Origin of the sequence: Bacillus sp. 22446 (assembly GCF_052044955.1) — a bacterium.
Lineage (GTDB): Bacteria > Bacillota > Bacilli > Bacillales > Bacillaceae > Bacillus > Bacillus altitudinis.
Genome location: NZ_JBQEOD010000005.1, coordinates 75,563 through 102,195 on the forward strand (window position 1 = coordinate 75,563; position 26,633 = coordinate 102,195).

General features: G+C 41.1%; 27 protein-coding genes. 8 read left to right on the forward strand and 19 right to left on the reverse strand.

What is annotated here, in order from left to right; genetic code table 11:
- Genes ACTJJD_RS11875 through ACTJJD_RS11890 form a run of 4 tightly spaced genes read right to left on the reverse strand, consistent with a single transcriptional unit; the run spans position 1 to position 4,652 of the window.
- Complete coding sequence (locus tag ACTJJD_RS11875) at positions 1–1,479, reverse strand: Na+/H+ antiporter subunit D (protein WP_019744043.1); 1,479 nt, start codon at positions 1,477–1,479, stop codon at positions 1–3.
- On the reverse strand, positions 1,472–1,813 hold the full coding sequence (locus tag ACTJJD_RS11880) for a Na(+)/H(+) antiporter subunit C (RefSeq protein WP_003213576.1): 342 nt from the start codon (positions 1,811–1,813) through the stop codon (positions 1,472–1,474). Before ACTJJD_RS11880 ends, ACTJJD_RS11875 begins: the two co-directional genes overlap by 8 nt.
- On the reverse strand, positions 1,813–2,244 hold the full coding sequence (locus ACTJJD_RS11885; RefSeq protein ID WP_008345843.1) for a Na(+)/H(+) antiporter subunit B: 432 nt from the start codon (positions 2,242–2,244) through the stop codon (positions 1,813–1,815). The genes ACTJJD_RS11880 and ACTJJD_RS11885 overlap by 1 nt, the downstream gene beginning before the upstream one ends.
- The gene (locus tag ACTJJD_RS11890) at positions 2,241–4,652 is read right to left on the reverse strand and encodes a Na+/H+ antiporter subunit A (protein WP_440608431.1); all 2,412 of its coding nucleotides are present in this window, start codon (positions 4,650–4,652) and stop codon (positions 2,241–2,243) included. The genes ACTJJD_RS11885 and ACTJJD_RS11890 overlap by 4 nt, the downstream gene beginning before the upstream one ends.
- A gap of 219 nt (positions 4,653–4,871) precedes the next feature.
- Here ACTJJD_RS11890 and ACTJJD_RS11895 point away from each other — a divergent pair, with 219 nt between their 5' ends.
- Positions 4,872–5,081 (forward strand): hypothetical protein, encoded by a 210-nt coding sequence (locus ACTJJD_RS11895; protein WP_017358947.1) that lies wholly within the window; start codon positions 4,872–4,874, stop codon positions 5,079–5,081.
- A gap of 72 nt (positions 5,082–5,153) precedes the next feature.
- Here ACTJJD_RS11895 and ACTJJD_RS11900 read toward each other — a convergent pair whose 3' ends face one another.
- The 7 genes from ACTJJD_RS11900 to malK form a co-directional block, all read right to left on the reverse strand.
- Positions 5,154–6,491, reverse strand: coding sequence for a 2-hydroxycarboxylate transporter family protein (locus tag ACTJJD_RS11900; RefSeq protein ID WP_017367956.1), 1,338 nt, complete (start codon positions 6,489–6,491; stop codon positions 5,154–5,156).
- A 179-nt stretch (positions 6,492–6,670) separates the two neighbouring features.
- Positions 6,671–7,630, reverse strand: coding sequence for an ABC transporter permease (locus tag ACTJJD_RS11905; protein ID WP_008345835.1), 960 nt, complete (start codon positions 7,628–7,630; stop codon positions 6,671–6,673).
- Positions 7,631–8,677, reverse strand: coding sequence for an ABC transporter permease (locus ACTJJD_RS11910; RefSeq protein ID WP_017367955.1), 1,047 nt, complete (start codon positions 8,675–8,677; stop codon positions 7,631–7,633). It lies immediately after the preceding gene.
- Positions 8,670–10,205: an ABC transporter ATP-binding protein gene (locus ACTJJD_RS11915; RefSeq protein WP_008345830.1), complete on the reverse strand. Its 1,536-nt coding sequence runs from the start codon at positions 10,203–10,205 to the stop codon at positions 8,670–8,672. The genes ACTJJD_RS11910 and ACTJJD_RS11915 overlap by 8 nt, the downstream gene beginning before the upstream one ends.
- A gap of 159 nt (positions 10,206–10,364) precedes the next feature.
- The gene (locus ACTJJD_RS11920) at positions 10,365–11,447 is read right to left on the reverse strand and encodes a BMP family lipoprotein (RefSeq protein WP_008345828.1); all 1,083 of its coding nucleotides are present in this window, start codon (positions 11,445–11,447) and stop codon (positions 10,365–10,367) included.
- A gap of 395 nt (positions 11,448–11,842) precedes the next feature.
- Positions 11,843–12,550, reverse strand: a complete 708-nt coding sequence (locus ACTJJD_RS11925; RefSeq protein ID WP_050826562.1) for a response regulator — start codon at positions 12,548–12,550, stop codon at positions 11,843–11,845.
- Positions 12,543–14,144 carry a malate sensor histidine kinase MalK gene (malK, locus tag ACTJJD_RS11930; RefSeq protein WP_017367953.1) on the reverse strand — a complete coding sequence of 534 codons (1,602 nt, stop codon included), beginning with the start codon at positions 14,142–14,144 and terminating at the stop codon, positions 12,543–12,545. The genes ACTJJD_RS11925 and malK overlap by 8 nt, the downstream gene beginning before the upstream one ends.
- Before the next feature lie 185 nt (positions 14,145–14,329).
- On the opposite strand from malK, the gene ACTJJD_RS11935 reads away from it, so the two are divergent.
- Positions 14,330–14,887, forward strand: coding sequence for a YufK family protein (locus ACTJJD_RS11935; RefSeq protein ID WP_017367952.1), 558 nt, complete (start codon positions 14,330–14,332; stop codon positions 14,885–14,887).
- 43 nt (positions 14,888–14,930) lie between these two features.
- On the opposite strand, the gene ACTJJD_RS11940 is transcribed toward ACTJJD_RS11935, so the two are convergent.
- The 3 genes from ACTJJD_RS11940 to ACTJJD_RS11950 form a co-directional block, all read right to left on the reverse strand.
- Entirely contained in the window at positions 14,931–15,341 is a 411-nt protein-coding gene (locus ACTJJD_RS11940; protein WP_058336862.1) for a thiol-disulfide oxidoreductase DCC family protein, read from the reverse strand.
- Positions 15,342–15,359: 18 nt separating this feature from the next.
- Positions 15,360–17,261: a transglycosylase domain-containing protein gene (locus ACTJJD_RS11945; RefSeq protein WP_440600117.1), complete on the reverse strand. Its 1,902-nt coding sequence runs from the start codon at positions 17,259–17,261 to the stop codon at positions 15,360–15,362.
- 109 nt (positions 17,262–17,370) lie between these two features.
- On the reverse strand, positions 17,371–18,549 hold the full coding sequence (locus ACTJJD_RS11950) for an MFS transporter (protein ID WP_241698631.1): 1,179 nt from the start codon (positions 18,547–18,549) through the stop codon (positions 17,371–17,373).
- Positions 18,550–18,767: 218 nt separating this feature from the next.
- Between ACTJJD_RS11950 and kapD the strand changes: the two genes are divergently transcribed.
- Complete coding sequence (gene kapD / locus ACTJJD_RS11955; RefSeq protein WP_008345814.1) at positions 18,768–19,385, forward strand: 3'-5' exonuclease KapD; 618 nt, start codon at positions 18,768–18,770, stop codon at positions 19,383–19,385.
- On the opposite strand, the gene ACTJJD_RS11960 is transcribed toward kapD, so the two are convergent.
- The gene (locus tag ACTJJD_RS11960) at positions 19,382–19,774 is read right to left on the reverse strand and encodes a kinase-associated lipoprotein B (protein ID WP_277687615.1); all 393 of its coding nucleotides are present in this window, start codon (positions 19,772–19,774) and stop codon (positions 19,382–19,384) included. The two genes, kapD and ACTJJD_RS11960, sit on opposite strands and share 4 nt — an antisense overlap.
- 93 nt (positions 19,775–19,867) lie before the next feature.
- Here ACTJJD_RS11960 and ACTJJD_RS11965 point away from each other — a divergent pair, with 93 nt between their 5' ends.
- Positions 19,868–20,044, forward strand: a complete 177-nt coding sequence (locus tag ACTJJD_RS11965; protein ID WP_008345810.1) for a hypothetical protein — start codon at positions 19,868–19,870, stop codon at positions 20,042–20,044.
- Here the strand turns inward: ACTJJD_RS11965 and ACTJJD_RS11970 are convergent, their stop codons facing one another.
- Together ACTJJD_RS11970 and ACTJJD_RS11975 are read right to left on the reverse strand one after the other, a co-directional pair.
- On the reverse strand, positions 20,045–21,337 hold the full coding sequence (locus ACTJJD_RS11970) for a sensor histidine kinase (protein ID WP_008345807.1): 1,293 nt from the start codon (positions 21,335–21,337) through the stop codon (positions 20,045–20,047).
- 133 nt (positions 21,338–21,470) lie between these two features.
- A complete protein-coding gene (locus ACTJJD_RS11975) occupies positions 21,471–22,646 on the reverse strand; it encodes a MalY/PatB family protein (protein WP_168948556.1) in 1,176 nt (391 codons plus the stop codon).
- Between the two features lie 83 nt (positions 22,647–22,729).
- Between ACTJJD_RS11975 and ACTJJD_RS11980 the strand changes: the two genes are divergently transcribed.
- Positions 22,730–22,990, forward strand: a complete 261-nt coding sequence (locus ACTJJD_RS11980; protein ID WP_019744047.1) for a YugE family protein — start codon at positions 22,730–22,732, stop codon at positions 22,988–22,990.
- On the opposite strand, the gene ACTJJD_RS11985 is transcribed toward ACTJJD_RS11980, so the two are convergent.
- Positions 22,987–23,811: an alpha/beta fold hydrolase gene (locus ACTJJD_RS11985; RefSeq protein WP_017367944.1), complete on the reverse strand. Its 825-nt coding sequence runs from the start codon at positions 23,809–23,811 to the stop codon at positions 22,987–22,989. The two genes, ACTJJD_RS11980 and ACTJJD_RS11985, sit on opposite strands and share 4 nt — an antisense overlap.
- A 178-nt stretch (positions 23,812–23,989) precedes the next feature.
- Here ACTJJD_RS11985 and ACTJJD_RS11990 point away from each other — a divergent pair, with 178 nt between their 5' ends.
- The 3 genes from ACTJJD_RS11990 to yugI all read left to right on the forward strand — a co-directional run bounded on the left by ACTJJD_RS11990 (position 23,990) and on the right by yugI (position 26,275).
- Positions 23,990–24,490: an Lrp/AsnC family transcriptional regulator gene (locus tag ACTJJD_RS11990; RefSeq protein WP_007500517.1), complete on the forward strand. Its 501-nt coding sequence runs from the start codon at positions 23,990–23,992 to the stop codon at positions 24,488–24,490.
- Positions 24,491–25,684, forward strand: a complete 1,194-nt coding sequence (locus ACTJJD_RS11995) for an aminotransferase (protein WP_008345797.1) — start codon at positions 24,491–24,493, stop codon at positions 25,682–25,684.
- Positions 25,685–25,882: 198 nt separating this feature from the next.
- Positions 25,883–26,275 carry a S1 domain-containing post-transcriptional regulator GSP13 gene (yugI, locus tag ACTJJD_RS12000; protein ID WP_008345795.1) on the forward strand — a complete coding sequence of 131 codons (393 nt, stop codon included), beginning with the start codon at positions 25,883–25,885 and terminating at the stop codon, positions 26,273–26,275.
- 66 nt (positions 26,276–26,341) lie between these two features.
- On the opposite strand, the gene ACTJJD_RS12005 is transcribed toward yugI, so the two are convergent.
- Positions 26,342–26,578: a DUF378 domain-containing protein gene (locus ACTJJD_RS12005; RefSeq protein ID WP_008345792.1), complete on the reverse strand. Its 237-nt coding sequence runs from the start codon at positions 26,576–26,578 to the stop codon at positions 26,342–26,344.
- Positions 26,579–26,633: the final 55 nt, after the last annotated feature.

A 26,633-nucleotide genomic window follows, 5' to 3' on the forward strand; every position in this document is an offset into this window, starting at 1 on the left:
CTACTCCTTCAGCACAGCTTGAATATATTTTTCTGGTGTTGAAAGCATTTCCGCAGCTTGATTGATATAAGGTGCAATGAATTCTGTGCCTAATCCAATCGCAAGCGATAAGATAACAAGCAGTACCCCAGGATACACCATTCCTCTAATGGATGGCTTTCTTCTTCGCATATCCTGTTCCTCTCCCCAAAACGCGAGCATGAAAATCCTCATAACAGAATAAAGGACAAGAAGACTGGACAGTAAAACAAGGATAGAGAACGTCATGTACCCAGCAGAAAACCCACCTTCAACAATTTTCAGCTTGCCAACAAATCCACTTAGCGGAGGAATACCCGCAAGTGATAAAGCCGATATGAAGAACATCCAGCCGAGTAGAGGCTGGGATTGAATCAGCCCACCCATTTTTTTCAGATGATTGGTTCCAGCATACACAAACAGTGCCCCTGCGAGCATAAATAGAGCTCCTTTGATCACCATATCGTGAATGAGATAATAAATGGCGCCTTGAAGTGATGCCGGTGTATTGGCCGCAATCCCAAACAAAATGACACCAACAGCTGTGACAATGTTATAAATCACAATTTTTTGCACATCAGAATAGGCGATAGAGCCAATGACACCGAATATAACCGTTAGAGCGGCTAGCCAGGCCATAATTGTATGTGTAAAACCTGTATCATGTATAAAGATGAGCGTAAAGACTCTGGCAATCGCATATAGCCCGACCTTTGTCAGCAGTGCACCAAACAAAGCTGAAATCGCTGCCGGCGGTGCATGATAAGACCCTGGCAGCCAGAAATAAAGCGGGAACACCCCAGCTTTTAAGCCAAATACAATCAGGAACAGAATGGCAATCACGGTGATTAACCCTGTTTGCCCAGATTCAGCTATTTTCACACTTAAATCAGCCATGTTCAGTGTGCCTGTGACTGCATATAAACACGCTACGCCAACAATAAATAATGCCGATGAGATAATATTAAACACAATGTATTTCAGTGATTCACGAAGTTGAGGCTTTGAACCACCCAGAACAATGAGCATATAAGATGCCATCAGCAACAATTCAAAGAAGACAAACAGGTTGAAAATATCTCCTGTTAAAAAGGCACCACTGACGCCAGCCAACAAGAATTGGACACCAGAATAATAGAACAGCCGCTCTCTTTCTTTCCCAATCGTTTGAAAGGAAAAAAGAACTGTGACAAGTCCAACAATGGAAGCGGTCAGCACAAGAAGTGCAGCAAACTGATCGGCCACAAGGGCAATGCCAAACGGTGCTTTCCAGCCACCCAAATAAAGGGTTTGTATGCCGTTTGTGAAAATCGTTTGGACCAAATAGACATTACAGATAATGGCTAAAAGAGATGCAAATACACTAAAGCCTCTCGACAGCATGGTGTTTTTATTCATAAAAATCAATAATGTAGCAGCTAGTAATGGTATTAATATAGGCAGGATCACGAGATTATTCATGCTGATCATTTCCTCTCATTTGATCCATGTCATCTGTTCTCAGCTCTTGGAAGGCACGGAAGGCCATCACGAGCAAAAAGGATGTTACACCAAAAGCAATGACAATGGCTGTTAAAATTAATGCTTGTGGCAATGGATCTACATAGGATGTGAGCCCCTCTTTCAAAATAGGAGGTGCTCCCTTTTTTAAACCGCCCATTGTTAATAGAAGCAAATGGACGCCGTGACTTAAAACGGCAGTACCGACGATGACCCGCAGAAGGCTTTTTGAAAGCATTAAATAGGTCGCTGCCATAAAAATGATTCCGACGATAATAGACATTAGAAATTCCATTATTCCTTCTCTCCAATCGTTTGAATAATGGTCATGGTGACACCAACAACAACTAAATACACACCGATATCAAACAGGACTGCTGTCGCCAGTTCTGTTTTCCCTAGAAACGGCAGTTGGAAATAATCAAATGCATGGGATAGGAAAGGTGCTCCGAACAGAAAAGATCCCATGCCTGTTAGGATGGCAACGAGCAAACCGACACCAGCCACATAAATAAAGTCAAATGGTAAAATGCGTCTCACTGTTTTAAGGTCATAGGCTAAAAGCAGAAGGACGACAGCACCAGCACTCATCAAGCCGCCAATGAATCCTCCGCCAGGATTATTATGTCCTGCAAGAAATAGGTGAAGTGAGAAAAGCAAGATGATGAATGCTGTAATTTTAGTAGTGACTTGTAAGAGCATATCATTCGTATCAATCTTTCTCATCGCCGTACGCCTCTCTTCCGTTTTCCTTGTGCTTTTACCTTCAATAATCCATAAATACCGAGTGCCGCAATGGCCAGCACTGTAATCTCAAAGAGTGTATCAAAGCCCCTGAAATCGACAAGAATGACATTGACAATATTGTCTCCGCCAGCCAGTTTGTAGCTGTTTTCAATGAAGTACGTTGAAATCGTGTCAAGAGACTGCTGGCTTGTTGAAGCGAAAGCAAGACAGGTGACAACGACTCCAACACCTAATGAGATGATCAAATTTGTTAATTTAAATCTTCGTGTTTTTTGCTTCAGACTCAGCTTTGGCAAATGATAGAAGCAAAGTAAAAACAGCGCGACAGAAATGGTTTCAATAATAAGCTGTGTCAGCGCAAGGTCAGGTGCTCTGAAAATCACGAAGAATAGTGACAGCGTGTAGCCCATAACACCTAGCGCAATAATAGCTGTTAAGCGTGAACGAGCAAATACAGTCGTGACTGTCGCTGCGACCATCACAAGTGAAAGGATGACTTCGTACGTGCCGATTGATGCAGCGTGCTCAGTTTGAAATGAGAAGGCTTGCTTGTAGAACATCACGCTGCCAAGCACGATAATCATAAACCCAAATACATAGACAAGATAGTCACGAAGGAATCCTGTCATATAGCTGTTTGTTAGGCGGTATGACCCTTTTTCTACACCTATAAGTGAACGATCATACAAAGCGTTAAATGACCATTTTTCCTTAAATATGTTGTACATTGGGCGCCATTTTGACAGCGTTAAATAGCCAATGGTACCGAGCGCAACTACACCAATTGTCATGTAAAGCTCTGGCTGGAATCCATGCCACGCTTCAATTTTTACGGCAAAGCGGCTTCCTGTTTGAATGGCTTCTGGAATGATCGCTTGAATGGCAGGTTCAATGACAGAATAGGCAAGAATATTAGGGAAAAAGAAAAACGTGACCACAAGTGTAGCTAAAATAATTGGCGGGATCAGCATACCAATCGGTGCTTCATGCGGTTTTTTCTCCAATTGATCGACATTCAGACGGCCTCTAAATGTTTTGAAGACGATCATCATACTGTAGATGAACGTAAACACACTAGCGAGCCAAGCGATAGCAGGGAAGATAGCCCCCCATGTTGACACATCCGTAAAGCTGATCTCAGAAATCCGGATCATACTTGTGAAAAATAGCTCTTTACTTAAAAACCCATTAAAAGGCGGGAGTCCAGCCATCGAGAATGTACCAATTAACGTAATCGTAAAGGTAATTGGCATGATGGTCATTAATCCACCTAATTTGCGAATATCACGTGTACCTGTTTCGTGATCGATAATCCCTGCTGCCATAAAGAGACTACCTTTAAAGGTTGCGTGGTTAATGAGATGAAAAATAGCAGCAAGAACGGCTGCGCCAAAAAAGGCAGGGTTGTTTTCATGAATGGCAGCTGCGCCTACTCCTAGCATGAGCATAATCATCCCGAGTTGACTCACTGTCGAGAAGGCCAGAATGGCTTTCAAATCATTTTGCCGAACGGCGTGGAAAGATCCCCAGAATAGTGTGATAAGTCCGACAATCGAAATGGTCCAAAACCACACCTCTGATATAGCAAAAATCGGACTAAAGCGGGCAACCAGATAAATACCGGCTTTGACCATAGTAGCAGAATGTAGATAACTGCTTACAGGGGTTGGTGCTTCCATAGCATCAGGCAGCCAAATATAAAATGGGAACTGCGCTGATTTCGTGAAGGCCCCTAGTAAAATGAGAACCATCGCAGGGATGAAATAAGGTGATGCCATAATGAGCTGAAGCTGATTGACTGCTTCGCGAATACTGAATGAATCAGTGATCAGGTAAATGAGGATGAAGCCGCCAAGCATAGCTAATCCACCAAACACAGTAATAAGCAGTGATTTGGTTGCTCCGTAACGAGAACGCTCACGCTTATACCAATACCCAATTAAGAGGAAGGAAGAGATACTAGTTAGCTCCCAGAACAAATAAAGTATGACCATGTTGTCAGAGAGAACAACACCGAGCATAGCGGTCATAAACATTAATAAATACGTATAGAAAGAGCCAAGCTGTTCTTTTTCCTTTGATAAGTAGAAAATACTGTACAGTACCACAAGTGCACCAATACCTGTGATGAGTAAAGCAAATAACAGGCTGAGACCATCTACATACACAGTGAAATTCATCCCTAGAGAGGGAATCCATTCAGCTTGTGAGAACAACGTTCGTCCATTCGAGGTGATCTGGAGCATTTGGATGAAATAGGTAAATAAAAGAATAGGCAAGATGAGAACAAACCATCCTGTATGTATACGCCTTACGTATTTAAAGAGAAAAGGGACGACAAAGGCAAGTAAAAAAGGTGATAGGATGGCGAAGTGAATAAGCTGCAAGAAAATGAACCTCCTTTGATCAATATAAATTCACGTTCTAAAGAACTGGTAACTAAAATTATAGCGTAAATACAGACATAGTGCATTGGTTTGAACTGATTTACGACAAATCGGAATTGTTTTGAGTTCTTTTGACCACAAAAAATATTTTATCAAAAATGAAACTCGTTGTATATTGTTTTGTATTTCGTACATGCTTTTCTTAAAGGAGCTGATCAAATGAAAAGAAAGATCGCCATCAGCTTAAGCATATTCTGCACGATTTTAGGAGGAGCATTCTTGATTGAACGAAATGATCAAAAAAGGTGGCAGGCCGGGAGTGAATGGCCGCTATTTTCTGAACATCTCCTCCATATGACCTATCCGCAGGCGAAACAGTATCCTTTTCAGCCTCGGGAGTATATACGAATTGTATTAGCTGATGAATGAGGATGTATGGGAGAAAAGAAATATAAAAAAAGCATGTCCCTTATGAAAAGGACATGCTTTTTGTTTCTTTTTTTAAGTAAACATTCTAAGTAAGATTGTTGCGCAAATAACGGTTGCTGCTCCGCCAAGACGTGTAGAGACTTGAGCGAAAGGCATAAGGCCCATTCTTCCAGAAGCTGAAAGAATCGCAACATCACCAGTACCGCCTAATCCACTGTGACAGCCAGTCACAATGGCAGATTCAACTGGATACATGTTCATGAATTTACCAACAAAGTAACCAGAACCAACCATGCCTAGAACAACAGCAATACATACACATACGAAAGGAATCGAAATAACAGTGGCCACATCATCAAGTGGAATGTATAGAATTCCTAAACCAACCATTAGAGGCCATGTAAAGCTTTTCGATACAAACTTGTAGAACTGTTGTGAGCCGTTTTGCAAATGCTGAGGCATCACGTTTAAGTATTTGATTAATGCAGCAAGAACAATCATTAAGATTGGACCTGGAATATGAACAAAACTTTCTAATAAGCCGCCAAAGATAAAAGTTGTACATGCAACAAGTACACCTGCACCCATTAAGCTGAAGTCAACTTTAGTATCCATGTCAGGCTGTTCAAAGATTTCATTTGCTTCTTTTGATTTAACAAGTCGTCCATTCCCGTTTAGTTCAGGACGTTTTTCACCAAGCTTTTTCATTGCGCCAGCACAAATGATGGCAATGACGTTCCCAATAACAGCAGCCGGAATCAATTGAGAAATTAATGACTCTGCTGATACACCAAGAATTTGCGAATAAGCAATCGATAATGGCAATATCCCTTCACCGACACCACCGGCAATAATCGGTACAATGATAAAGAAGAACGAATGATGCGGTGTGTAACCAACTAGAAGACCCACTAGAATTCCAGCAGCTACAGCTGTAATTGTACCTGCAACAAGAGGAACAAACATACGAATAAGGCCTTGTACTAAAACAGTTCGTTGCATCCCAAGAATACTACCTACTACAAGAGCAGATATATAGAAGTATAGGAAGTTCGACGTTTTCATCAGAGACGTAACCGCTTCCAACGAGTTTGGATTCAGAACATGAAAAAAGACCAGGAACGATGGTACGAATAAAGAAAGAATCGCCGGTCCACCAATATCTTTTAAGATTGGAATACGTTGTCCTACATCTCCTAGGAAAATCCCCAAAATCATAATAACAGCGAAACCACCAAGCATATTTGCTGGAATTTTATTAAAATAAGCGGCAGTTAAAATAATCGCTGCAAGTACTATATACACAGGTAGATCAATAACACCAATTTTCCAAGAAAGAATTTTTCGGAAAACGCTTTTATTATTGTCAGAATCGTTTGTAATCGATTTCAATTGTTGTGTATTAGCCACATAAACACCCCCAAATGCTATTTGTCTCAATTGTAGAAGATTCTGTGACACTCATCTATTTATTAAACTAAATTAAGTGTAATAAAAGTAAAATAAACGGGGGTTTTGTCGTTTTTATCATACAAAAATCCCCTGAAGATAGTTTGTCCTTCAGGGGAGTGATCATACATGGTATTTATTTATCGTTTTCCTTTTAAATAAGGAGTACCAAGTGCTTTTGGAGCGTCTGCTCGTCCAATGAAGCCAGTAAGAGCTAGGATCGTCAGCACATATGGTGCAATGAGCATGTACACGTTCGGGATATCTTGAAACAGCGGAAGCAGAGAGCCAATGATGCTTAAGCTTTGTGCAAATCCAAAGAATAAAGCAGCGCCCATAGCGCCAAATGGGTGCCATTTCCCGAAAACAAGGGCGGCTAACGCAATGAAGCCTTGTCCTGTAATGGTGGCGTGTGAGAAGTCAAGAGCGATGGTCGATGCATACACGGCTCCACCAAGACCGCCAAATAGACCACTAATGAAGACGCCGATATAGCGCATCCGATATACCTTGATTCCCATTGTATCAGCTGCCATTGGATGCTCTCCGACTGCACGAAGTCGTAAGCCAAACGGCATTTTAAATAAAACAAACCAAGCGACAACCGCAAGAACTAATGCGAGAATGGACGTATAATACACATCTTTAAAGAAAATATCACCAATGATTGGAATGTCACTTAAAAGGGGAATATCTCCTTTATAGAAAGGTTCTGTAATTTTATCCGTTTGTGCTTTTCCATAAATCAGTTTGACAACAAACAGCGTAGCACCAAGGGCAAGCATGTTAATCGCAACACCACTGACCGTTTGATCTGCTCTGAACGTAATAGTGGCAACAGCGTGAATGAGTGAGAACACGCCGCCAATGGCCATACCAACAAGTAGACCGAGCCACGGGGTCAAGGCACCAAACGTATCAGCAAACATTAAGTTAAAGATAATACTAGAAAATGCTCCGACGACCATCAAACCTTCAAGACCGATATTGACGACACCTGATCTTTCTGAAAAGACACCTCCAAGAGCGGTTAAAATAAGTGGTGCAGCATAAACGAGTGTAGCCGGGACGATGATTTCAAGAATTTGCAGAAATCCCACTTATTTTCCCCCCTTTTTCTTCAATTGTTGAATGACAAGACGGATGATATAGCTTGAGGCAACGAAAAGAATAATGATCGCAATCACAATATCAACGACCTCAGTCGGTACGCCAGATTCAAGCGGCATGTTTAAAGCACCGACTTTTAATCCACCAAGCAATAATGCAGCTAAGACGACACCAATAGCTGTATTTCCGCCTAATAAGGCAACAGCGATTCCGTCAAAACCAACGCCAGTGAATGATCCTTTAATCGAAGCATATTCAAATGTTCCGAGTCCTTCCATCGCACCTGCAAGACCTGCAAAGGCACCAGAAATGAGCATCGCATAAATGATGTTGCGTCGAACGTTCATCCCAGCATAATGAGAGGCCTGCTGGTTCATCCCAACTGCGCGTAATTCAAACCCTTTAGAGGTTTTCTGGATAATAACCCACATGACAACAGCCGCAATAATGGCAACAAAAATCCCATTATGCATTCTAGAGAAATCAGTGATCTGCTCAAAAAAACCAGATCGAAGGGAAGCTGTTGCATCAATTTTTTCTGTTTTATCTTTATTGTTTGTTAAGACATTTGAGATTAAATAATTTGTGACATGAAGGGCAATGTAGTTCATCATGATGGTGACAATGACTTCATGTACGTAAAAACGAGCTTTTAAAAATCCGGGAATAAAGCCCCATAATGCACCAGCAGCAGCAGCTGTGATCAGTGCAAGAGGCAAATGGATATACATAGGGGCATGGACAGTTGTGCCGATCCATACAGCAGCAACCCAGCCAATCAGCATTTGACCTTCTACCCCGATATTAAAGAGGCCTGTCCGAAATGCAAAGGCAACAGCAAGTCCTGATAAAATATAAGGAGTGACTTGTCGGATGGTTTCTCCCATATAATAGGTTTCACCGAAGACGCCATTCCAAAGGGCGCTATAACCTTCGATGACACTATAACCGCTTGCCAGCATAATGATGGCCCCAACGAAAAGACCAAGTACAATGGCGATAAGCGGAATCAGCAGATTTGTTAAGCGATTAGACATTTGCTTCTTTCCCCACTTCCTGTTGCGTACTTCCAGCCATTAACAGACCAAGTTCTTGCTCTGTTGTTTCTTTTGGATCCACAATGGCAATAATGCTGCCTTCGAAAATCACAGCAATCTTATCACTGACATTGATAATTTCATCAAGCTCAAAGGAGATGAGCAGAACAGCTTTGCCTGAATCCCTTTGTTCAATCAGACGTTTATGAACAAACTCAATGGCTCCGACATCAAGTCCACGTGTCGGCTGTGCAGCAATTAATAAATCAGGATTTCGGTCCACTTCACGGCCAATAATGGCTTTTTGCTGGTTACCGCCTGATAGCGCACGTGCTTCTGTATATTCACTAGGCGTCCGTACGTCGTATTCAGCAATGATTCGTTTTGCTTTTTGATAAATATTTTTCATATTCATCAAGCCAAACTTCGAATATGGACGCTGATAATACGTTTGTAAGGAAATATTTTCTCCAATTGAAAAGTCAAGGACAAGTCCGTGCTTATGACGGTCTTGAGGAATATGTCCGATACCAGATTCTGTGACCTTACGAGGCGGGAGATTTTGAATGGCTTTCCCGTTTAGCATGATCGTGCCAGATTCGGATTTTTTCAGACCTGTAATGGCTTCAATTAATTCAGATTGACCATTTCCGTCTACACCCGCAATTCCGACAATCTCACCAGCTTTCACTGATAAATTGAGTTGTTTCACGGCTTCAATTCCTCGCGCATCTTTGACAGTGAGATCTTGAATTTGCAAGACTTCTTCAGCAGGGGAGGCTGCTTTTTTGTCTGTTTTAAATGAGACTTCGCGGCCGACCATTAAACTGGCAAGCTCGTCTTTGTTTGTGTGTTCCACATCAAGTGTACGAATACCTTGCCCTTTTCGGATAATGGTCACGCGATGACAGGCATCCATAATTTCTTTTAGCTTGTGGGTAATTAATATAATGGATTTGCCTTCATTAATTAAGTTTTTCATAATTTGTATGAGTTCTTTTATTTCTTGAGGTGTTAAGACGGCTGTTGGTTCGTCGAAGATCAAGATGTCAGCGCCGCGGTATAGTGTTTTTAAGATTTCTGCTCGCTGCTGCATACCGACTGAGATGTCAGATACTTTAGCGGCAGGGTCTATTTTCAGTCCATAACGGTCAGAAAGTTCCTGCACTTGCTGAATGGCTTGTTCTTTGTCAATCTTTCCAAATTTCTTTGGCTCTTTTCCTAAAATGATGTTTTCAGCCACAGTAAATGTATCAACTAGCATAAAATGCTGATGGACCATTCCAATGCCTAAATCACTTGCATCATTTGGACTTGAGATTGTAACCGGTTTTCCGTGTACCTTGATTTCACCTTTTTCAGGCTGATACAGTCCGAAAAGCACGTTCATAAGCGTTGATTTTCCAGCGCCGTTTTCACCAAGCAGCGCATGAATTTCGCCCTTTTTTAGCTGCAGCGTAATGTTATCATTTGCTACAATGCCAGGGAATTCTTTGCGTATATTCAACATTTCAATGACATAATCCACAGGTTTAACCGCTCCTTTTTTAGGGTGCTGATGAAGATAAAAACTAGCAAAAGAAAAGCTGCAAAACAAGGCTGCAGCTTTTCTTTTACCACCTTTTACGAATAAAGAGGAGGTAAAGGAGAGGCAAGGGGATAAGGCGCGCTTATCCCGATGCACAAATTAAGCTTTAAAATCTTTTAGTTCATCACGTGTTGCAGGGATTTTCACTTCACCCTTGATGATTTTTTGTTTCCATTCTTCGACTTTCTTTAATACATCTTTATCAAGATTCTCTTGAGATGGAGAGATGTCAACGCCGCCTTCTTTCAGACCGTACGTGATGACTTCGCCACCAGGGAATTTACCTTCTTTTGCTTTTGTTGTTAAGTCTTGTACCGCTGTGTCTACTTTCTTAATCATAGAAGTAAGAGTGACACTTTGTTTTGTTCCAGGTACTTTACCTTCGTCATACTGGTCTTTATCAACACCGATAACCCACACTTTGCGGTCAGGATCAGCTTTTTTCAGGTTTTTCGCTTCTGTGAAGACACCAGTTCCAGTTCCGCCTGCTGCGTGGTAAATGACGTCAACGCCAGATTTGTACATACTTTCAGCTGTTGCTTTACCGATGTCTGCTTTATCGAATGCACCAGCATATTTCACTTCAACTTTTGCTTTTGGATTAGCTGCTTCAACGCCTGCACGGAAACCAACTTCGAATTTTCTGATTAATTCAGAATCAACGCCGCCAACAAAACCAATTTTGTTTGATTTTGTAGAAAGAGCCGCTGCCACACCTACAAGGAATGAACCTTCGTTTTCGTTAAATGTAATGCTTGCTACGTTGTCTTTTTTTACAACTGCATCAACGATGGCAAAGTGGTTTTTCTTACGTTGATTCGCAATTTCAGTAATAGAATCTTGCATTAAGAAACCAATTCCGTAAATCAAATCAAATTTCTCACGAGCAAGTGTGTTTAAGTTTGTTGTATAGTCAGCGTCTGATTTAGATTGTAAGTAATCAAAGCCGTTTTTACCTTTTGTTAAATTGTTGTCTTTCCCAAATGCTTGTAAACCTTCCCAAGCAGATTGGTTAAACGATTTGTCATCGACACCACCGACATCAGTTACCATTGCAACAGTGAATTGATCTTTATCTTTTTTGTTTTCACCGCTGTTTGAGCCAGAGTTGCCGCATGCTCCAAGGATGGTTCCTGCTGCTACGACTAAGGACAATGCAAGTCCAATTTTGCGCTTCTTCAAAACATAACCCCCTATAAAATTTAAAAGTTTCAGAAAAGTCTCGCGAAAAAAGACCGACTCTTGCCTTCTCCTATCCTTGTGAAAAGGGTATTTTATCCTGCATTCTTTTAAAATTGATGGAAACAGGAGAGAAGATGTAAGACATCAGACTTATATCTCGTTGAACTAATCAATCATAATTTATCATTTCCCATCGAATAAATAAATAGAAATTTGTTTTATTTTTAAAAAAATGTTAAAAGGCTAAATTCGATGTCTTTTTATGTGCTGAAATATGATATAATGCCGCTTTTATGATGTGCTCTACTACAGTGGAACCACTGATATCAAGGGGTTTGTGACATCGTATGCCATAAAAAAACATCTGGCCTTTGTGAAAGGTCAGATGTGTCAAATTAAAGATATTGCTGAATCAAATTCATGTTGCTTGTATTCAGTTTATATTGGAAAACAGGGCGGCCGATTGTCCCGTATGCCATCTCCACATCAACCACTTCGATATCCTCAAGAAATTTCAAATATTTTCTAATCGAAACTTGGGAGATTTCAGTATGATTGGCTAGGTCTTCGGTCGTGAAAGCCTGCTGACCGAATGATTGGATGCTTGTCCAGATGAGTTTGAGTGTGCTCTTCGTCAGGCCTTTTGGCAGCAGGACTTTTTCCGCCTCTGCTTTTTTATGAAAAAGCTTCGCGTCTAAATCATTTTGAGAGATGCTGTTCATCGTTTGGTATAGGGCATGTTTTCTTTTATATTCTGCCAGTGCTGATTGGAAGCGTTCAAACTCAAAAGGTTTGATTAAATAGTCGACAGCTCCGTTTCGCATCGTTTGCTGTACGACATCCACTTCATTTGCAGCTGAAATGACGATGACGTCAACGGAATGATTTTGCTGACGAATTTCTGATAATAGGGCGAGCCCATTTTGTCCAGGCATATAAATATCAAGCAATACAAGGTGAATGATTTCTGATTTTAAGATGTCTAGTGCCTTCTGAAATGAGGTGGCAATCCCTTTTAATTCAAATCCTTCTATTTGGGTCAAGTAGCGTTTATTCAGCTCCCCGACCATTGGGTCATCTTCTACGATCAACACATTAATCATGTGAATCCTCCTTTTGTTTATATGGAATACGGAGACTAAAGGTCGTTCCTTCTCCTTTTTCGCTAGTGACGATCATATGTCCGTTCAGTTTTTTGATGCTTTGGTCAACAAAATAAAGGCCAAATCCTCTGTCTTCTCCTTTTGTTGAAAAGCCTTGATCAAACATAATGTCCTGTTCTTCTTTTGTCAGACCGACCCCTGTGTCTGTAATTTCAATATGAAGCTGCTCTTGGACATATCTGAATGAGATGGAGATATTTTTGTTCTCTGTATGGGAAACGGCATCGAGTGCGTTATTTAACAGATTACCGATGACCGTAATAAGGTCATGCGTGACTGCTGGGTCCTCCGAGTTTGGTACCTGTGTACTGCAATTGACTTCTAAAGCTGCGCCTTGTTCTCTGATGTAGCTTTGTTTTCCTAGTAAAAACCCGGCTAAGACTGAGTTTTTCACATGGTTGATGATTTCATTTGTTTCTGTCTGCTGATAAATCGCAATATCTTTAATATAGGTGCCAAGGTCATCATAGTTCTTTAGCTGTACCAATCCTAAAATGACATGAAGCTTGTTCATAAATTCGTGTGACTGGGCACGAAGTGCATTGGCATACATCTTCACCCCGCTCAGCTGCTCAGCCAGGTGTTTGACTTCTGTTTTGTCACGGAAGGTTGCGATCGCTCCGACAATTTCCCCTTTTACCGTAATCGGCACCTCATTAAAGACAAGCTCCAGTCCGTTCATTCTGACATCGCGATCAAGCAGCGGTTTCCGTGTTTCGATTACTTGCTTTAAGCCGCTTGAAGGAAGAAGGGCCTGTACATCTTGTTCTCTAGGGTCAACCATAATGCCCATATTATGAAATAGACGTTTAGCTTCTGCATTTGCCAGCTTGATTTTACCGTGCTGATCGACGGCAAGAATGCCTTCTTTTGTTGATTCTAGCATAGCGCTTCGTTCTTTTAATAATGTGGCAATTTCATCAGGCTCTAGTCCAAACATAATCTTCTTTACTTTACGTGCCACAATGAGTGCACCGATAATGCCAGATAAAAGGCTTAGCGATGTGACAAAGTAGAGCGGGAGCAGGCTTTGATGAATAATTAAATCAATTTCCTTTAATGTAATCCCAACTGCCACAGCCCCGAGCTGCTTGCCATCTTGGTTATAAACAGGAACAAAGGCACGCATGGACTTGCCAAGTGTTCCAGATGCGGTACTAATATGTTCTTTACCCTGTAATGCCGGTTTTTCATCACCGCCAGCAAACCGCTTCCCAATCTTTTGCGGATTCGGATGTGTTTTGCGGATACCGTTCATATCCATGACGACAACGAATTCGGTTTTGGTAATACGCTGAACACTTGTTGTATATTTTCGCAGTGCTGTATATGATTGATCTTTTTCCAATGATTTTGCTGTGATCGGAGCCTCTGCGACCATTTTAGCAGTGGAGAGGGCGATATCACGTTCCTGCTGATGAATATTCTTGGCTGTTTCTGACCAGATCGTAAAGAATGTGATACAGAGGGAGATCAGGACAACAATACAGACAAAGATCGTCAGCCGTGTTTGCAGTCTTAAAGTTTTTTTCACGAGTATACCCCTAACGTGCAATTTTTTCGTAATAGTAATACTTTAACGGGAAAATGTAAGTTTGTGAAGGAATGTACGTGCGAAATCACAAATTTGATTTAGATTCCAGTTTACTTGGAAAGCATCTTGTCAATCCGTTTTAAGTGAGCCATAATAAAAATGAGCTTATGAGAAAGGATCTATTTATGAAAAATACATATTTGACTGGATATTTTCCGCTGATTTCAATTTTGCTATTCAGCTCTGCCTTTTCTATTTTTACAGTAGGTATCACGACTGACTTCTTGACCCAAGCAGGAATTTTAAAAGGAATGCTGGAATTTTTCTCTGAACAGGGCATTCGTCTTGCTTTATTTGCCGCATTTGCACTTGTTTATTTTATGATTTTATCTGCTTTAAAACTCATTGCAGATACGGTGTTAGAGTTGGCGCTGCTCTTTTTTGCAAAGGACCCTGAAGGGGAGAACTTAAAGAAAATTCGGATTGCATCGGTTGTCTATTTGTTTGCCAGCTTACTTGCATTTCTATTGACGCAGCAGCTCATTTTGCTTGTTGGACTTTTTGTTTTAGCAAGTCTCGTCTATTTTATCTGGGTTGTGGTACGCATTTATCAATCACTTTCTATGCTGAATTTAATTGGGTTTATGATGTTTAATCTGCTGTTTTGGGCCACATTTTTGATCGGCATTTTGTACTTATTTATTAAGCTTTATAACAGTGTGATGGCGAGTCTGCCAGCTTAATCAGACGAAAGAAAGCATCCTCCGATGATGGAGGATGCTTTTTTTATGGAAGAAACCGCTTCTGAATATCAGGTGTAGGCATCATGCAGGATGTTTTTTGACCAAACCATTTGTAGCGATTCTTTGCAATGAGTTGATAAAACCAGTCACGGATTGGACGAGGGATCGCGAGGAGTAAATAGCTCCATCTGTATATCCCTTTTAAATGCCGCGCTGCTTTTAAGATGCCTGTTGACTTCATATAAAGGGTCCCATTTTCAATATAAATGAATGAATTGAACTCATCTAAAGGCAAGCCGTTTTCTTTTAAAACACGCTGCCCTGTATCTGATTGTAAAGAAGCAAACATCATCCGCTCATTCGGATCGCGCTTGATGATAAACTGAACAGCACCACTGCACACGTTGCAGACACCGTCAAATAAAATGAAGTGAGAGGGTTGTGTTGAATGCATCGCAATCAAACCTCCTGTTTATCTAGCGTATTGCATAGTTTGTTTCCAAATACGTAAGTGCGGGCTTGAACTATAAATAGATTCAACGGTTCCTCTATCTCTTCCTACCCATACACCCATTGTGTATTGATCTGTCAGGCCAACAAACCAAATGTCTTTGTAGTCATTGGATGTGCCTGTTTTTCCCCCAATGTAAGGAGAATTGAAATTCGCCTTTTTCCCTGTTCCACTTTTCACAACAGAGGCAAGCAGCTTGCGCATTGTTTCATTTGTACGCTGAGAATAGATTTGCTTCGGCGACTCTTTCCACTTGTAAAGGGTTTTGCCGTTTAAGTCTGTGACCTTTGTAATGGAGTGATTTCGCGTATAGGCACCTTGATTGCCAAACACGGTATATGCATCGGTTATTTCTAGCGGCGAGAAGCCTTTTGTAAATCCTCCAAGTGCAGAAGGGAGACGGTAATCATCTGCGACAATATGTTCGAATGAAAACTTTTCTAAATAGCTGAAGCCTTTTTTGACACCGACTGTATCAAGCATACGAATCGCTGGTGTATTGTAAGAGTTCTTAAAGGCTGTTTCAAGTGTTACAGTTCCATACGTTTTATGATTATAGTTTTGCGGGCAATATCCGCTACTGCAAAACTTGCCGGCACTGATTTTGCTTGATGCCGTGGCACCGGTTTGATCAATATAAGGGCCATAATCTAACAGCGGCTTAATGGCGGAACCTGGTTGTCTTTGCGCTTGATAGGCGTAGTTGAAATCAAATTTTTTATAATTCTTCCCGCCAGCAAGTGCGACGATTTGATGGGTTTGGTGGTTAATGACTGCTGAACCGCCTTCCACACCTTGATAAGGCAATTGTGCATTGAGCTGATAAACCGCTCTTTGTTGTAAGGAAGGGTCTAGTGCTGTATAAATCTTCACACCATCTTGAAGCAATGCACTAACCTTTTCTGATAATTCTTTTTGAATTGCCTTTTTTGCGCCAGGTGTTTTGGCTTTTTTCAATCGTTTTGTAAAGCCTTCCTGATCAGACACCAGATCGGTAAATTCTTCATTGGCGTATGTCACATAGTCAGGGTAAAGATTTTTCTTTTCACTTAAGGACAAGCTGATTTTTTCTTTCACTGCTTTTTTGTATTGCTTCTTAGTAATGACACCATCTTTTTCTAAAATACCAAGCAGCCGTTCCTGGCGTTTCTTTGTATGTTTGAATTGTTTCAATGGGTCATACAGCGTAGGGTTGTTAGGAATCGCAGAAATAAATGCCATCTGTGCAAGCGTCAAAGAACTAAGCGGCTTATCAAAATAGTAATTAGCCGCAGAACCGACACCGTAAACCCCGTTACTGAAATAAATCGTATTTAAATAGCTTTCGAGAATTTCCTCTTTTGTAAATTTTCGCTCGAGCTCATAGGAATAGAGCAGTTCTGTAAACTTTCGGCTGAATGAACGTTCATGACTTAAATATAAATTACGGGATAACTGTTGTGTGATGGTGCTAGCGCCTTGGCTAATGCCATGGTTTTTCACATTTGCGGCAAGGGCACGAATCACGCCCATAAAGTCAATGCCTTTATGGTCATAAAAGTTGCGGTCCTCTGATCGGAGGAACAGCTCCTTGACGGAATCAGGAATTTTATCGTACTTCACGAAAACACGGTTCTCATCGTTTGATACGATCTCAGAGATAAGAGAACCATCTCGATCATACATATAACTGTTTTGGGAAAAGTCTACCTTTTCCAGCTTGATTTTTTGATCAAGCACTTCGTTAACAGGTTTTACACTTGCGGCTTCTTCCTTTGATAGATAAAAAGTCAGAACAAATAATGGAATGAGGGCAACAAGTAATAACCATCCAATGATTGCACGAAACATGAGGTCACTCACTTTCTTCGGATTTCTAGCCATATCGTACCATTCTTTTGCGATTACGAGAAGGTTATTTTTAGAAAAGAATAGACGTGAAGTCTAGTAAACAAGGCATTTAGACAGAAAGAAAAGAGTATCTGATGATGGATCAGACACTCCTCTCTTTTGACTTTGATTGTGAGCGGACCGCCCATAAAAATAATGCCCCGAAAAGGAAAATGCCGGCGGTGACATAAAAGACAGCTGGAATTCCGTAATGACTCGCCACAATGCCACCTATGACGGGTCCGACGACATTTCCAAGAAAGCGGAAGCTGACATTGTAACCAAGCACTTCCCCTTGCATAGAGGCAGGCGCTTTGATGCGAATGTAGGCCGTCGTACAAGGAATGATGCCACCTAGTGCCATCCCGTATAAGAAACGGAAGATGACTAACATCCCGTAGGAATCTGCCATCGCTTGCGGGATAAATAAAATGGAGGAGAGGATGAGAAGGGCAAGCAGCACCTTATCGTGACCAATACGATCTCCAAGATCTCCCCATTTCCGTGTAAACAGCAAATTGCCAAGCCCGGTTGCAGAAAACGCCAGCCCTGCATAAAAGGCAAGATTGACTGGGCCGTGTAAATCATGAATGTACAAGGCTAAAAGCGGCTGAATACTAAAGTTCCCGACTTGCGTAATGAATGTGAGAAGCATGGTGACGACAAGTAAAGGCTGTTTGAAAATATGGACAAGGACGTCCTTCCGTGAGTAAGAAACCCGTTTTGCTTCTTTTGAACGGATCGGCTGTTCTTTCACACCGAAGATAATGACAATCGCTGACACATATATGACAGCAGCTGTTAAGAAAAATGTATAAATGAATCCGACACTGTCTGCCATAAATCCCCCCATTAATGGACCAAATAACCCTCCGGCGACATTACTCATCTGCATTGTACCAAGGGTCTTACCGGCTGTTGCCTTTTCGGTCTGTGCAGAAATCAGTGCCATCGAAGTCGAAATAAAGCCTGTCACAAGCCCCATGAAAAGCCGTAACGCAAATAGTTGATAAACGGTTTGAACAAGCCCCATTAATAAAATGCTTGTTGCAATCCCAATGCCGTTAATGAGCAAAATCTTTTTATAGCCATGCCGGTCACCAATCCGTCCCCAAATTGGAGAAATGAGAAAGGCTGTTAAAAACGTAACCCCAAAGACATAGCCGCTCCATCTTTGAACAAATTCATTCGAATAACTGCTATCAAGAGACTCTATGTAAAGTGATAAAAAAGGGACGATCATTGTAATGCTGGCAGATACAAAAAAGTTCACAAACCACATGATGTACAAGTTTTTCTTCCTGTTTGTGATAAAGACCACCTTCTTTATTTATTTCGTGTTCCTTAATAATTATAAAGGAAAATAAACGATCTTTCATCTGATGAATAGGTTGGGCATAGTGAATCTGCATTATTTTCACGAAAATGAAGTGATTTCAAAGTCCGTCTTAATATAATAGTAGCAGGATGGAAAACAGACGAGAAAGTGGGGTGAGACTGATGGAACAGAAGACGCTGCTTGTGGTCGATTTTGAATTTACGATGCCTGATGGGAAATATCATCCGCAAAATTTTTTCCCGGAAATCATTGAAGCCGGTGTCGTCAAAGCATCAAATGAAACGATCATAGACACATTCTCAAGCTATGTCAAACCGAAAAAGTTCCCGAAGCTGACAAAGCGCTGTAAATCGTTCCTTGGCATTACGCAGCAGGATGTAGAAAGCGGGATTTCTTTTGAGGCGTTTATCGAGAAGCTCGTGTCACTCGATGGGGGAGAAGACTGTGAGATTATCACATGGGGAAATATGGACATGAAGGTACTGAAGCAAAACTGTATGCTCAATCATATTGGTTTTCCTTTTAAGGGGAATCAAAGGGATCTGGCTTTTGAATATAAAACCTTTTTTGGGGATAGAACACTCACAGGACTTCGGAAAGCAGCTAAGGAGTACGGCAGTGAAGGAGCTGGTAAGCATCATAAAGCACTCGATGATGCCATGACCACTTATCAGCTGTTCACCCTTTTTGAAAAAGATCGATCCTATGTGGAAAATCCGCAAACAACCAAAATTGGTGAACTCATTGACTTCTCTCACTTTTTTGATTCGGCAGATTAGCGGGCGTCTTCTGGAAAATAATCTTTTTCAAGAGAAGAGAGGCACGCTCTTGATTTTTCAGCCCACTTGGAATCATCCGCACTGAGCCCTTTTTTCAATTTGTCTACGGCGTCTTTCAGTGATACTTGATAATCAGGGATGTCGCCATCATAAGGCTTGACCATATGATGAGGGATGTTCGTCTGTTCCCTAAAGGCCAAAGCCCGTCTTTCCTGAAAAAAAGGTACGTCCGCTTCTTTTGGATGATGCAGGTCACCTTGAGTGGGGTGTGTTAAAACCGATTTTACTTGAACGAGATAAGTAGATGGTTTAACGGCTGTCACTTCCCCAATGTAAACACCTGTTTTGTAAAAACCTTTCACGATTTGTCCAATCTGAATGTCTGTCATATGAAATTCCTCCATTTCCTTCGCATAAGAAGGTATTTCCTTTCTTTTAGCCAATATAGTGAAGTAAACGAGCAAAAGGGGGAAGAGCGGAACATGTCGTTCATCATATTCTTTCTACTGTATTTTCCTGAAGATAAAAGGGAGTATATCCCTGCGGCAATCACGACGGTGCTTTTCTTTGCTGCTGCATTTATTTGCTTTCGTCTGATCGTTCGTGCTTCTAAAAAGCAGGAGCAGATCGATGAAAAAAGGACAAAAAAAATGGATTGATCATTTTCTTCTTGTATCTTCAGGAAACTTCACGGTGACTGTTGTACCAGACTGCAATGAGCTTTTGAAACGAATCGTTCCATGATGATTTTCAATGATGGAAAATGTCACTGTCAACCCAAGCCCTGTTCCTTTATTTTTCAATGTGTAATAGGGTTCACCAAGCTTTTTCATTTGACTTTCTGACATGCCTACACCGTTATCAACGAAATAAAGGCAGATTCGATGATTTTCTTTTGAAGCAAACAGTTCGATTTTACCTTCGTGTTCGGGCGCTGCTTCAATTGCATTTTTGATTAAATTAATCATGACTTGTTTGATTTTCGTTTCATCACCTTGGATGTATAAGTCTGGTTCAATCGATTGATGAATCGTGACCGACTTAAAATTCGCATAGGATGTCATCAGCGATGCACACTCTTCAAGTAATTTAGATAAATTGAGAGACTCAATTTGATAATAATTTTGTTTCGCAATATCAAGATAGCTCGTAATAATATCCTGCGCACGGTCAAGTTCAGATAAAACGAGATTTTTATAATCTTTATTGGTTGACGGCTCTTTCGTATTGTCACTTGAAAAGAGCAGTTGGATAAATCCTCTCACCACCGTCAGTGGATTGCGAACTTCATGGGCGACACTTGCTGCAAGTTCACTCACAATCGTCAGTTTCTCTGATTGGACAAGCTGTGTTCTCATTTGCGCATTCTCTTTCACAAACTCAATGGAATAAATACTCAGCACAAGAAAGAATATGTAGTAAAGAGTTGAGAAAAATAATTCGAGCAGCTTTTGCTGCATAATGAATGCAGGGCTGTACTCTATTAAGCTGACCACAAGCAGTCCAATGTAAATAAACATCCCTTTTGATAACGCAATCAGGACTCCGTATAACAGCTTTCTCTGCTTAGAATATTGGCGCCATTTCCGGTAAAGCAGGAAAGGAATGAAAAAGTAAATCGGTACAACAATCAATCCAACCCATAAAAAAGAGCCATACATCACGAACTTTACGGTTGAACTAACCAAGATAGCGACGATTCCGGCGGTATATCCCCCGTATAAAATAGCCAGTACAAGGGGAATCGATTGAAGCCCAGTCTGCAAATCTAAAATCGAACCAACTGGATACATAATACATAGTGCTGATGAAATGGATGCAAATATGGTGATGAGCAGTTTATTCGTTTTAGGGAAATGAGCAGGGGTCCGGCTTAGCCATAGTGCATGATATAAAAAGATTGGAAATAGAATAAAAGATACATGGAGCAGAAAATCCTTGAACATTTCCATTTAAATGCTCTCCTCGTAAATAATTGTAATTCCTCTCATTATATCATTTCATGTACAAAGTAGATATGATAATAGGAGGGTTTTTTTCTTTAAAAAGAACACCCGTTAGGATGTTCTTTTGATAGAAATGGTTTTATTCGGATGATAGAGTGAATGCTTGATGAAGGCGCTTCAGACCTTCTTTCACTGTTCCGGCAGGACAGCCTAGATTCATTCGAATAAAGCCGTCTCCTTCGTGCCCATATACGTTTCCGAGCTCTAGTATGACCTTGCCCTTTTTCAGCAGATTACGTTTCAATTCTGCTTGAGTGAGCTCATAATCACGAATATCCAGCCATAATAGATAAGAAGCATCTGGTTTCATATAACGCATGCTCGGCAGATATTCATCAATATAATCCATTGCGATCTTCATGTTATTTTCGAGATAAAGAACAAGTGAATCAAGCCACTCATCGCCATGGCGATAGGCCGCCTCCATGGCAGGAATCGCAAAGGCATTCAGTTTAGACAATCCATTTCTTTGCAATTCATTGGTGAAAAGGGTTCTTTTTTCTTCATCAGAAATGATAATGGCAGATGCCTGAAGACCAGCTAAATTAAATGTTTTACTCGGTGCAATACATGTTACCGTGATGTTAGCTATCTCATCAGAAAGGCTTGCAAAAGGCACATGCGGCTGTCCGTAAAGCATCAGATCGGAATGAATTTCATCTGACACGACGGTGACACCGTACTGTACACATAGATCTCCTACACGCTTTAATTCCTCTTTTGACCAAGCTCTCCCTGAAGGATTATGCGGATGACAAAGAAACATCAGCTTTGCTTCTGGTCTGCTTAATTTTTTCTCTAAATCATCAAAATCCATCATGTAACGGTTGTTTTCTATTTTTAAAGGATTGGTTGAGACGATACGTCCATTTCTTTCAATCATTTGATAGAAGGGCGTATACACCGGTGACTGAATGACCACTTCATCATTCGGAGCTGTAAAGGCTTGTACCGCAAAACTAAGTGCTGTCACGATACCTGGTGTGAAGGTGACGGCATCTGTTTGTATCGTCCAACTGTGTCTTCTTTTGAGCCAGTCAGCTACTGCTTGCTGCGTTTCCTGATCCTGAAATGCATAGCCGAATACACCGTGATCTAATCGTTCTTTTAAAGCATCAAGCACGACTTGGGGCGCTTTAAAATCCATATCTGCGACCCACATTGGCAGCGCATCTGTTGTCAGGAACAAAGACTCTGCTTGATCCCATTTGACTGATTTTGAACCTTTACGTATGATCTGTTCGTCGAAATTCATGAAACCCACCTCTAGCCGTTTTTCAACCATTCTTGGTTGTGCTAAAATAAACATCACAAAATTTATTATAAGCGGTGATCCCCATGAAAGATAGTCAAGCTGTAGAAGAGATGATTCAAGTCATTAAGGCATGGGACCCTTTTCAGTATGGAGAGGACTTTTACGAAACGGAGCCTGCTGACGTCATCAGTGCCTTATACGACGCAGAAGACCCGTTATCTTTCGCGAAAGACATTCAAGCCATTTACCATCACTCATTTGATCAGCTTCTTCCGATGGAAAGCTGCCAGCATATCGCAAATCAGCTTTTTGTCATAAGAGAAGGTAACTCCTGCTCGCTTTAAGACAGGCTGAAATGACCAATTTGATCAGACACAAAGACCGGATTTTCCTCAGGGATGAGGTGCCCGGTTTTTTTTAATGCGTGCAAGGTTGAATGCGGTAGATCCTTGTGCAGTCTTTCGCCAATTTGAATAGGAACGATCCGGTCTTCCTCCCCCCAAATCAGCAGGACAGGTGTCTCCATTTTCTTTAAGACATCTGACGCTAAATCGCCTTCCCTGTGCCGAATCAAACGAAAAATACCTCTGAAAATTTGGTCATCTGAAAAAGGCTTTAAATATCCGTCCACCATCTCTTGATCAATAATCGAATGATCATGCACAACAGCGGTTAAATTCTTCATAATACCTTGCTTGAACAACTTTCTTTTTAAATAAAGATAAAAATAAGGAATATATGTGCTGTAAACAAGCGACTTTTTGGACTTATTCATATACCCTGAGCTGCACAAAAGAACAGCTTTTTCAAATAGGTCGGGACGCTCAGATGCAGCATATAAAGCAATTTGTCCCCCCATGGAATGCCCCACGAGGATCGCATGCTGAATCTGCAAATAACCAGCTAGTTCAATAATGATTTTTGCCATGTTGCGATAGCTGTAAATGAACGTATTCGATTTTTCGGACTGCCCGAATGGAGGCAGATCAATCGCAATTAAATTGAAGTCTTGTTTCAGAAGCGGGATGAGCTTTCGATAGCTGAAGGTAGATGAGAAGAGGCCGTGAATCAAAATCAATGTCTTCTTACCTTCATTTGGATAGTGTTCGTAATAGATATCTAAACCGAATTTACTTTTCATATAGGATGGCTGTACAATGTCCACACTCATCAACTCCGATATTTGATACTCACTCTCTGTTAGGTGACTGTATTGTACCCTAAAAAGTGGATTTTAAGCTACGATTAGAATCTTTTCCCTGCTTAGCATAATGGGAAAAACGTGCTATAATGTTCAGAAGATTTTTTAAAACTAGCTTTTTACAATCAGAGGTGTGAAATCAATGAAACTAACCGAAAAAGAAACTGAAATATTAGAGATTTTAGATGAAAACAGCCGCGCCGATTTAAATACAATTGCAAAAATGGCAGGTGTGACATCAGAAGAAGCAGAAGCCATTATTCAAAAGCTCGAAGATCAAAAAGTCATTATTGATTATTCGACCATGATTGACTGGCGAAAAGTAGACGGACACGAAGGCGTTACAGCGATGATTGATGTGAAAGTGACCCCAAAAAGAGGCGTCGGTTTTGATGAAATTGCTGAACGCATTTACAGGTTCCAAGAAGTGGAGTCCGTGTATTTAATGTCAGGCGTGTATGATTTATCTGTTGTGATCAGAGGAAGATCCATGTCTGATATCGCCCGCTTCGTATCTGAAAAATTATCGACACTTGATTCTGTTGTTTCAACCACTACCCACTTTATTTTGAAAAGATATAAGCATGATGGGAAAGTCTTTGAAACAGGGGACGATGACAAAAGAATCGTGGTGTCTCCTTAAATGAAAAAGTCTTATTTATCTGAAACGGTACAAAGTATTCAGCCGTCAGGTATTCGGAAATTCTTTGATTTGGCAGCCACAATGGAAGGGGTTATCTCCCTCGGGGTCGGCGAACCGGATTTCGTGACAGCTTGGAATGTGAGAGAAGCCAGTATTATGTCTTTAGAACAAGGACTGACCTCTTATACAGCAAATGCTGGGCTGCTCTCTTTGCGAAAAGAATTGAGCCATTATCTATATAAGCGGTTTCACATTGAGTACAGTCCTGAAGAAGAACTCATTATTACGGTTGGTGGTAGCCAGGCGCTTGATTTGGCCTTTCGCGCCATTTTAAACAGCGGGGACGAAGTGATCATCCCAGAGCCTTGTTTCGTCGCATATGGGGCTCTTACGACACTTGCGGGCGGTGTACCGGTTTATTTAAGTACATCGGCTGAAAAAGATTTTAAAGCCGATTCTGCTGATCTTCGTACGAAGCTGACGCCGAAAACAAAAGCCATCTTGCTATGCTCTCCATCAAACCCAACAGGGTCTGTTTACTCGAAAGAAGAGCTTGAAGATATTGCTCAGTTTGCAAAGGAGCATGATCTTTTAATCATTACAGATGAGATTTATGCAGAGCTGACGTACGATGAAGCTTTTACGAGCGTAGCGGCGATTCAAGATATGAAGGAAAGAACGATTTTGATTTCAGGCTTTTCCAAAGGGTTTGCTATGACGGGGTGGCGCTTAGGCTATGTGGCAGCACCGCCAGTCCTCCGTGATGCCATGCTGAAAATACATCAATATTCTATGATGTGTGCACCAGCTATGGCACAATATGCCGCAGAAGAAGCATTAAAAAATGGACTTGAAGATGTGGAGAAAATGAAGAAAAGCTACAGAAGGCGCCGTAATTTGTTTGTCGGCTCTCTCAATGAACTTGGACTCACTTGCCACCAGCCAAACGGAGCGTTTTACGCTTTCCCGTCCATTAAAAGCACAGGCATGACTTCAGAACAATTTGCCGAGGAGCTGCTGCTTAGCGAGAAAGTAGCGGTTGTCCCTGGAAATGTATTCGGTCCAAGTGGTGAAGGACATATTCGCTGTTCATATGCATCATCACTCGATCACTTGCAGGAATCACTTTCAAGAATCCAGCGTTTTTTGCAGAATAGACAAGTGCAAGAAGAGGCACCTGCTATCTTAAAATAAAAAAAGGCATCAATCCATCTGGACTCATGCCTCTCAAATTAGGGGGGAATACTAGAAAGCATTCTTGTTTTCAGGTATTCCCCCTTTTGAACGGATCTAAACCCAATTAAAAAATATTTTGCGTAAAAGAGCGTTCTGTGATATAGTTTTTAATTGCGTATAAACGAATATTAAAACATTTATTTAGGAGTTGTTATCATGGCGACAAAGTTTGAAGTAGGCAGTGTTTACACTGGTAAAGTAACAGGATTACAAGCGTATGGTGCGTTTGTTGCATTAGATGAAGAAACTCAAGGACTTGTGCACATTTCTGAAGTAACTCACGGTTTTGTAAAAGACATCAACGAGCACCTTTCAATTGGTGACGAAGTACAAGTGAAAGTTCTTTCTGTTGATGAAAATGCTGGTAAAATCAGCCTTTCTATCCGTGCAACGCAAGAAGCACCTGAAAGAAAAGAAAGCAAACCAAAGAAACAAAGACCACAGCAAGTGAAAGAAGAAGCTGCTGCACCACAAGGTTTCAATACACTGAAAGATAAACTTGAAGAGTGGATTGAGCAATCAAACCGTAAAGACCTTATCAAGAAATAAAAAAAGCACCGCTTCAAACGGTGCCTTAGGCTGCCTCATAGGCAGTCTTTTTTTATGTCTTTTTCATTAGCGGACCTCTGGATTTGGCTCGTCACGGCGGACAGCTTCTTCACTAGGTTTGAACAACAGACCAAGATTGACAAGACCTGCAATTCCAACAAGACCATAAATAATACGTGATAATGCAGCACCTTGACCGCCAAAGATCGCTGCTACTAAGTCAAATTGAAAAAAGCCGATTAGTCCCCAGTTAATAGCACCGATAATCGTGAGCACGAGGGCAATACGCTGAATAGCACTCATCGTGATTCCTCCTTTCGCTACAGTATCAATACATTTATATTTTGCAGATTTTTAG

Coding starts and splice junctions, on each gene's coding strand:
- ACTJJD_RS11940 (WP_058336862.1), bottom strand. CDS start 15,341: ATGCATTCAACACAACCCTCTCACTTCATTTTATTTGACGGTGTCTGC.
- ACTJJD_RS11880 (WP_003213576.1), bottom strand. CDS start 1,813: ATGGAATTTCTAATGTCTATTATCGTCGGAATCATTTTTATGGCAGCG.
- yugI (WP_008345795.1), top strand. CDS start 25,883: ATGGCGACAAAGTTTGAAGTAGGCAGTGTTTACACTGGTAAAGTAACA.
- ACTJJD_RS11975 (WP_168948556.1), bottom strand. CDS start 22,646: ATGAATTTCGACGAACAGATCATACGTAAAGGTTCAAAATCAGTCAAA.
- ACTJJD_RS11945 (WP_440600117.1), bottom strand. CDS start 17,261: ATGGCTAGAAATCCGAAGAAAGTGAGTGACCTCATGTTTCGTGCAATC.
- ACTJJD_RS11950 (WP_241698631.1), bottom strand. CDS start 18,549: ATGTGGTTTGTGAACTTTTTTGTATCTGCCAGCATTACAATGATCGTC.
- ACTJJD_RS11970 (WP_008345807.1), bottom strand. CDS start 21,337: ATGGAAATGTTCAAGGATTTTCTGCTCCATGTATCTTTTATTCTATTT.
- ACTJJD_RS11875 (WP_019744043.1), bottom strand. CDS start 1,479: ATGAATAATCTCGTGATCCTGCCTATATTAATACCATTACTAGCTGCT.
- ACTJJD_RS11925 (WP_050826562.1), bottom strand. CDS start 12,550: ATGATTAATGTGTTGATCGTAGAAGATGACCCAATGGTCGGGGAGCTG.
- ACTJJD_RS11990 (WP_007500517.1), top strand. CDS start 23,990: ATGAAACTAACCGAAAAAGAAACTGAAATATTAGAGATTTTAGATGAA.
- ACTJJD_RS11995 (WP_008345797.1), top strand. CDS start 24,491: ATGAAAAAGTCTTATTTATCTGAAACGGTACAAAGTATTCAGCCGTCA.
- ACTJJD_RS11965 (WP_008345810.1), top strand. CDS start 19,868: ATGTCGTTCATCATATTCTTTCTACTGTATTTTCCTGAAGATAAAAGG.
- kapD (WP_008345814.1), top strand. CDS start 18,768: ATGGAACAGAAGACGCTGCTTGTGGTCGATTTTGAATTTACGATGCCT.
- ACTJJD_RS11885 (WP_008345843.1), bottom strand. CDS start 2,244: ATGAGAAAGATTGATACGAATGATATGCTCTTACAAGTCACTACTAAA.
- ACTJJD_RS11935 (WP_017367952.1), top strand. CDS start 14,330: ATGAAAAATACATATTTGACTGGATATTTTCCGCTGATTTCAATTTTG.
- ACTJJD_RS11895 (WP_017358947.1), top strand. CDS start 4,872: ATGAAAAGAAAGATCGCCATCAGCTTAAGCATATTCTGCACGATTTTA.
- ACTJJD_RS11980 (WP_019744047.1), top strand. CDS start 22,730: ATGAAAGATAGTCAAGCTGTAGAAGAGATGATTCAAGTCATTAAGGCA.
- ACTJJD_RS11960 (WP_277687615.1), bottom strand. CDS start 19,774: ATGACAGACATTCAGATTGGACAAATCGTGAAAGGTTTTTACAAAACA.
- ACTJJD_RS12005 (WP_008345792.1), bottom strand. CDS start 26,578: ATGAGTGCTATTCAGCGTATTGCCCTCGTGCTCACGATTATCGGTGCT.
- ACTJJD_RS11910 (WP_017367955.1), bottom strand. CDS start 8,677: ATGTCTAATCGCTTAACAAATCTGCTGATTCCGCTTATCGCCATTGTA.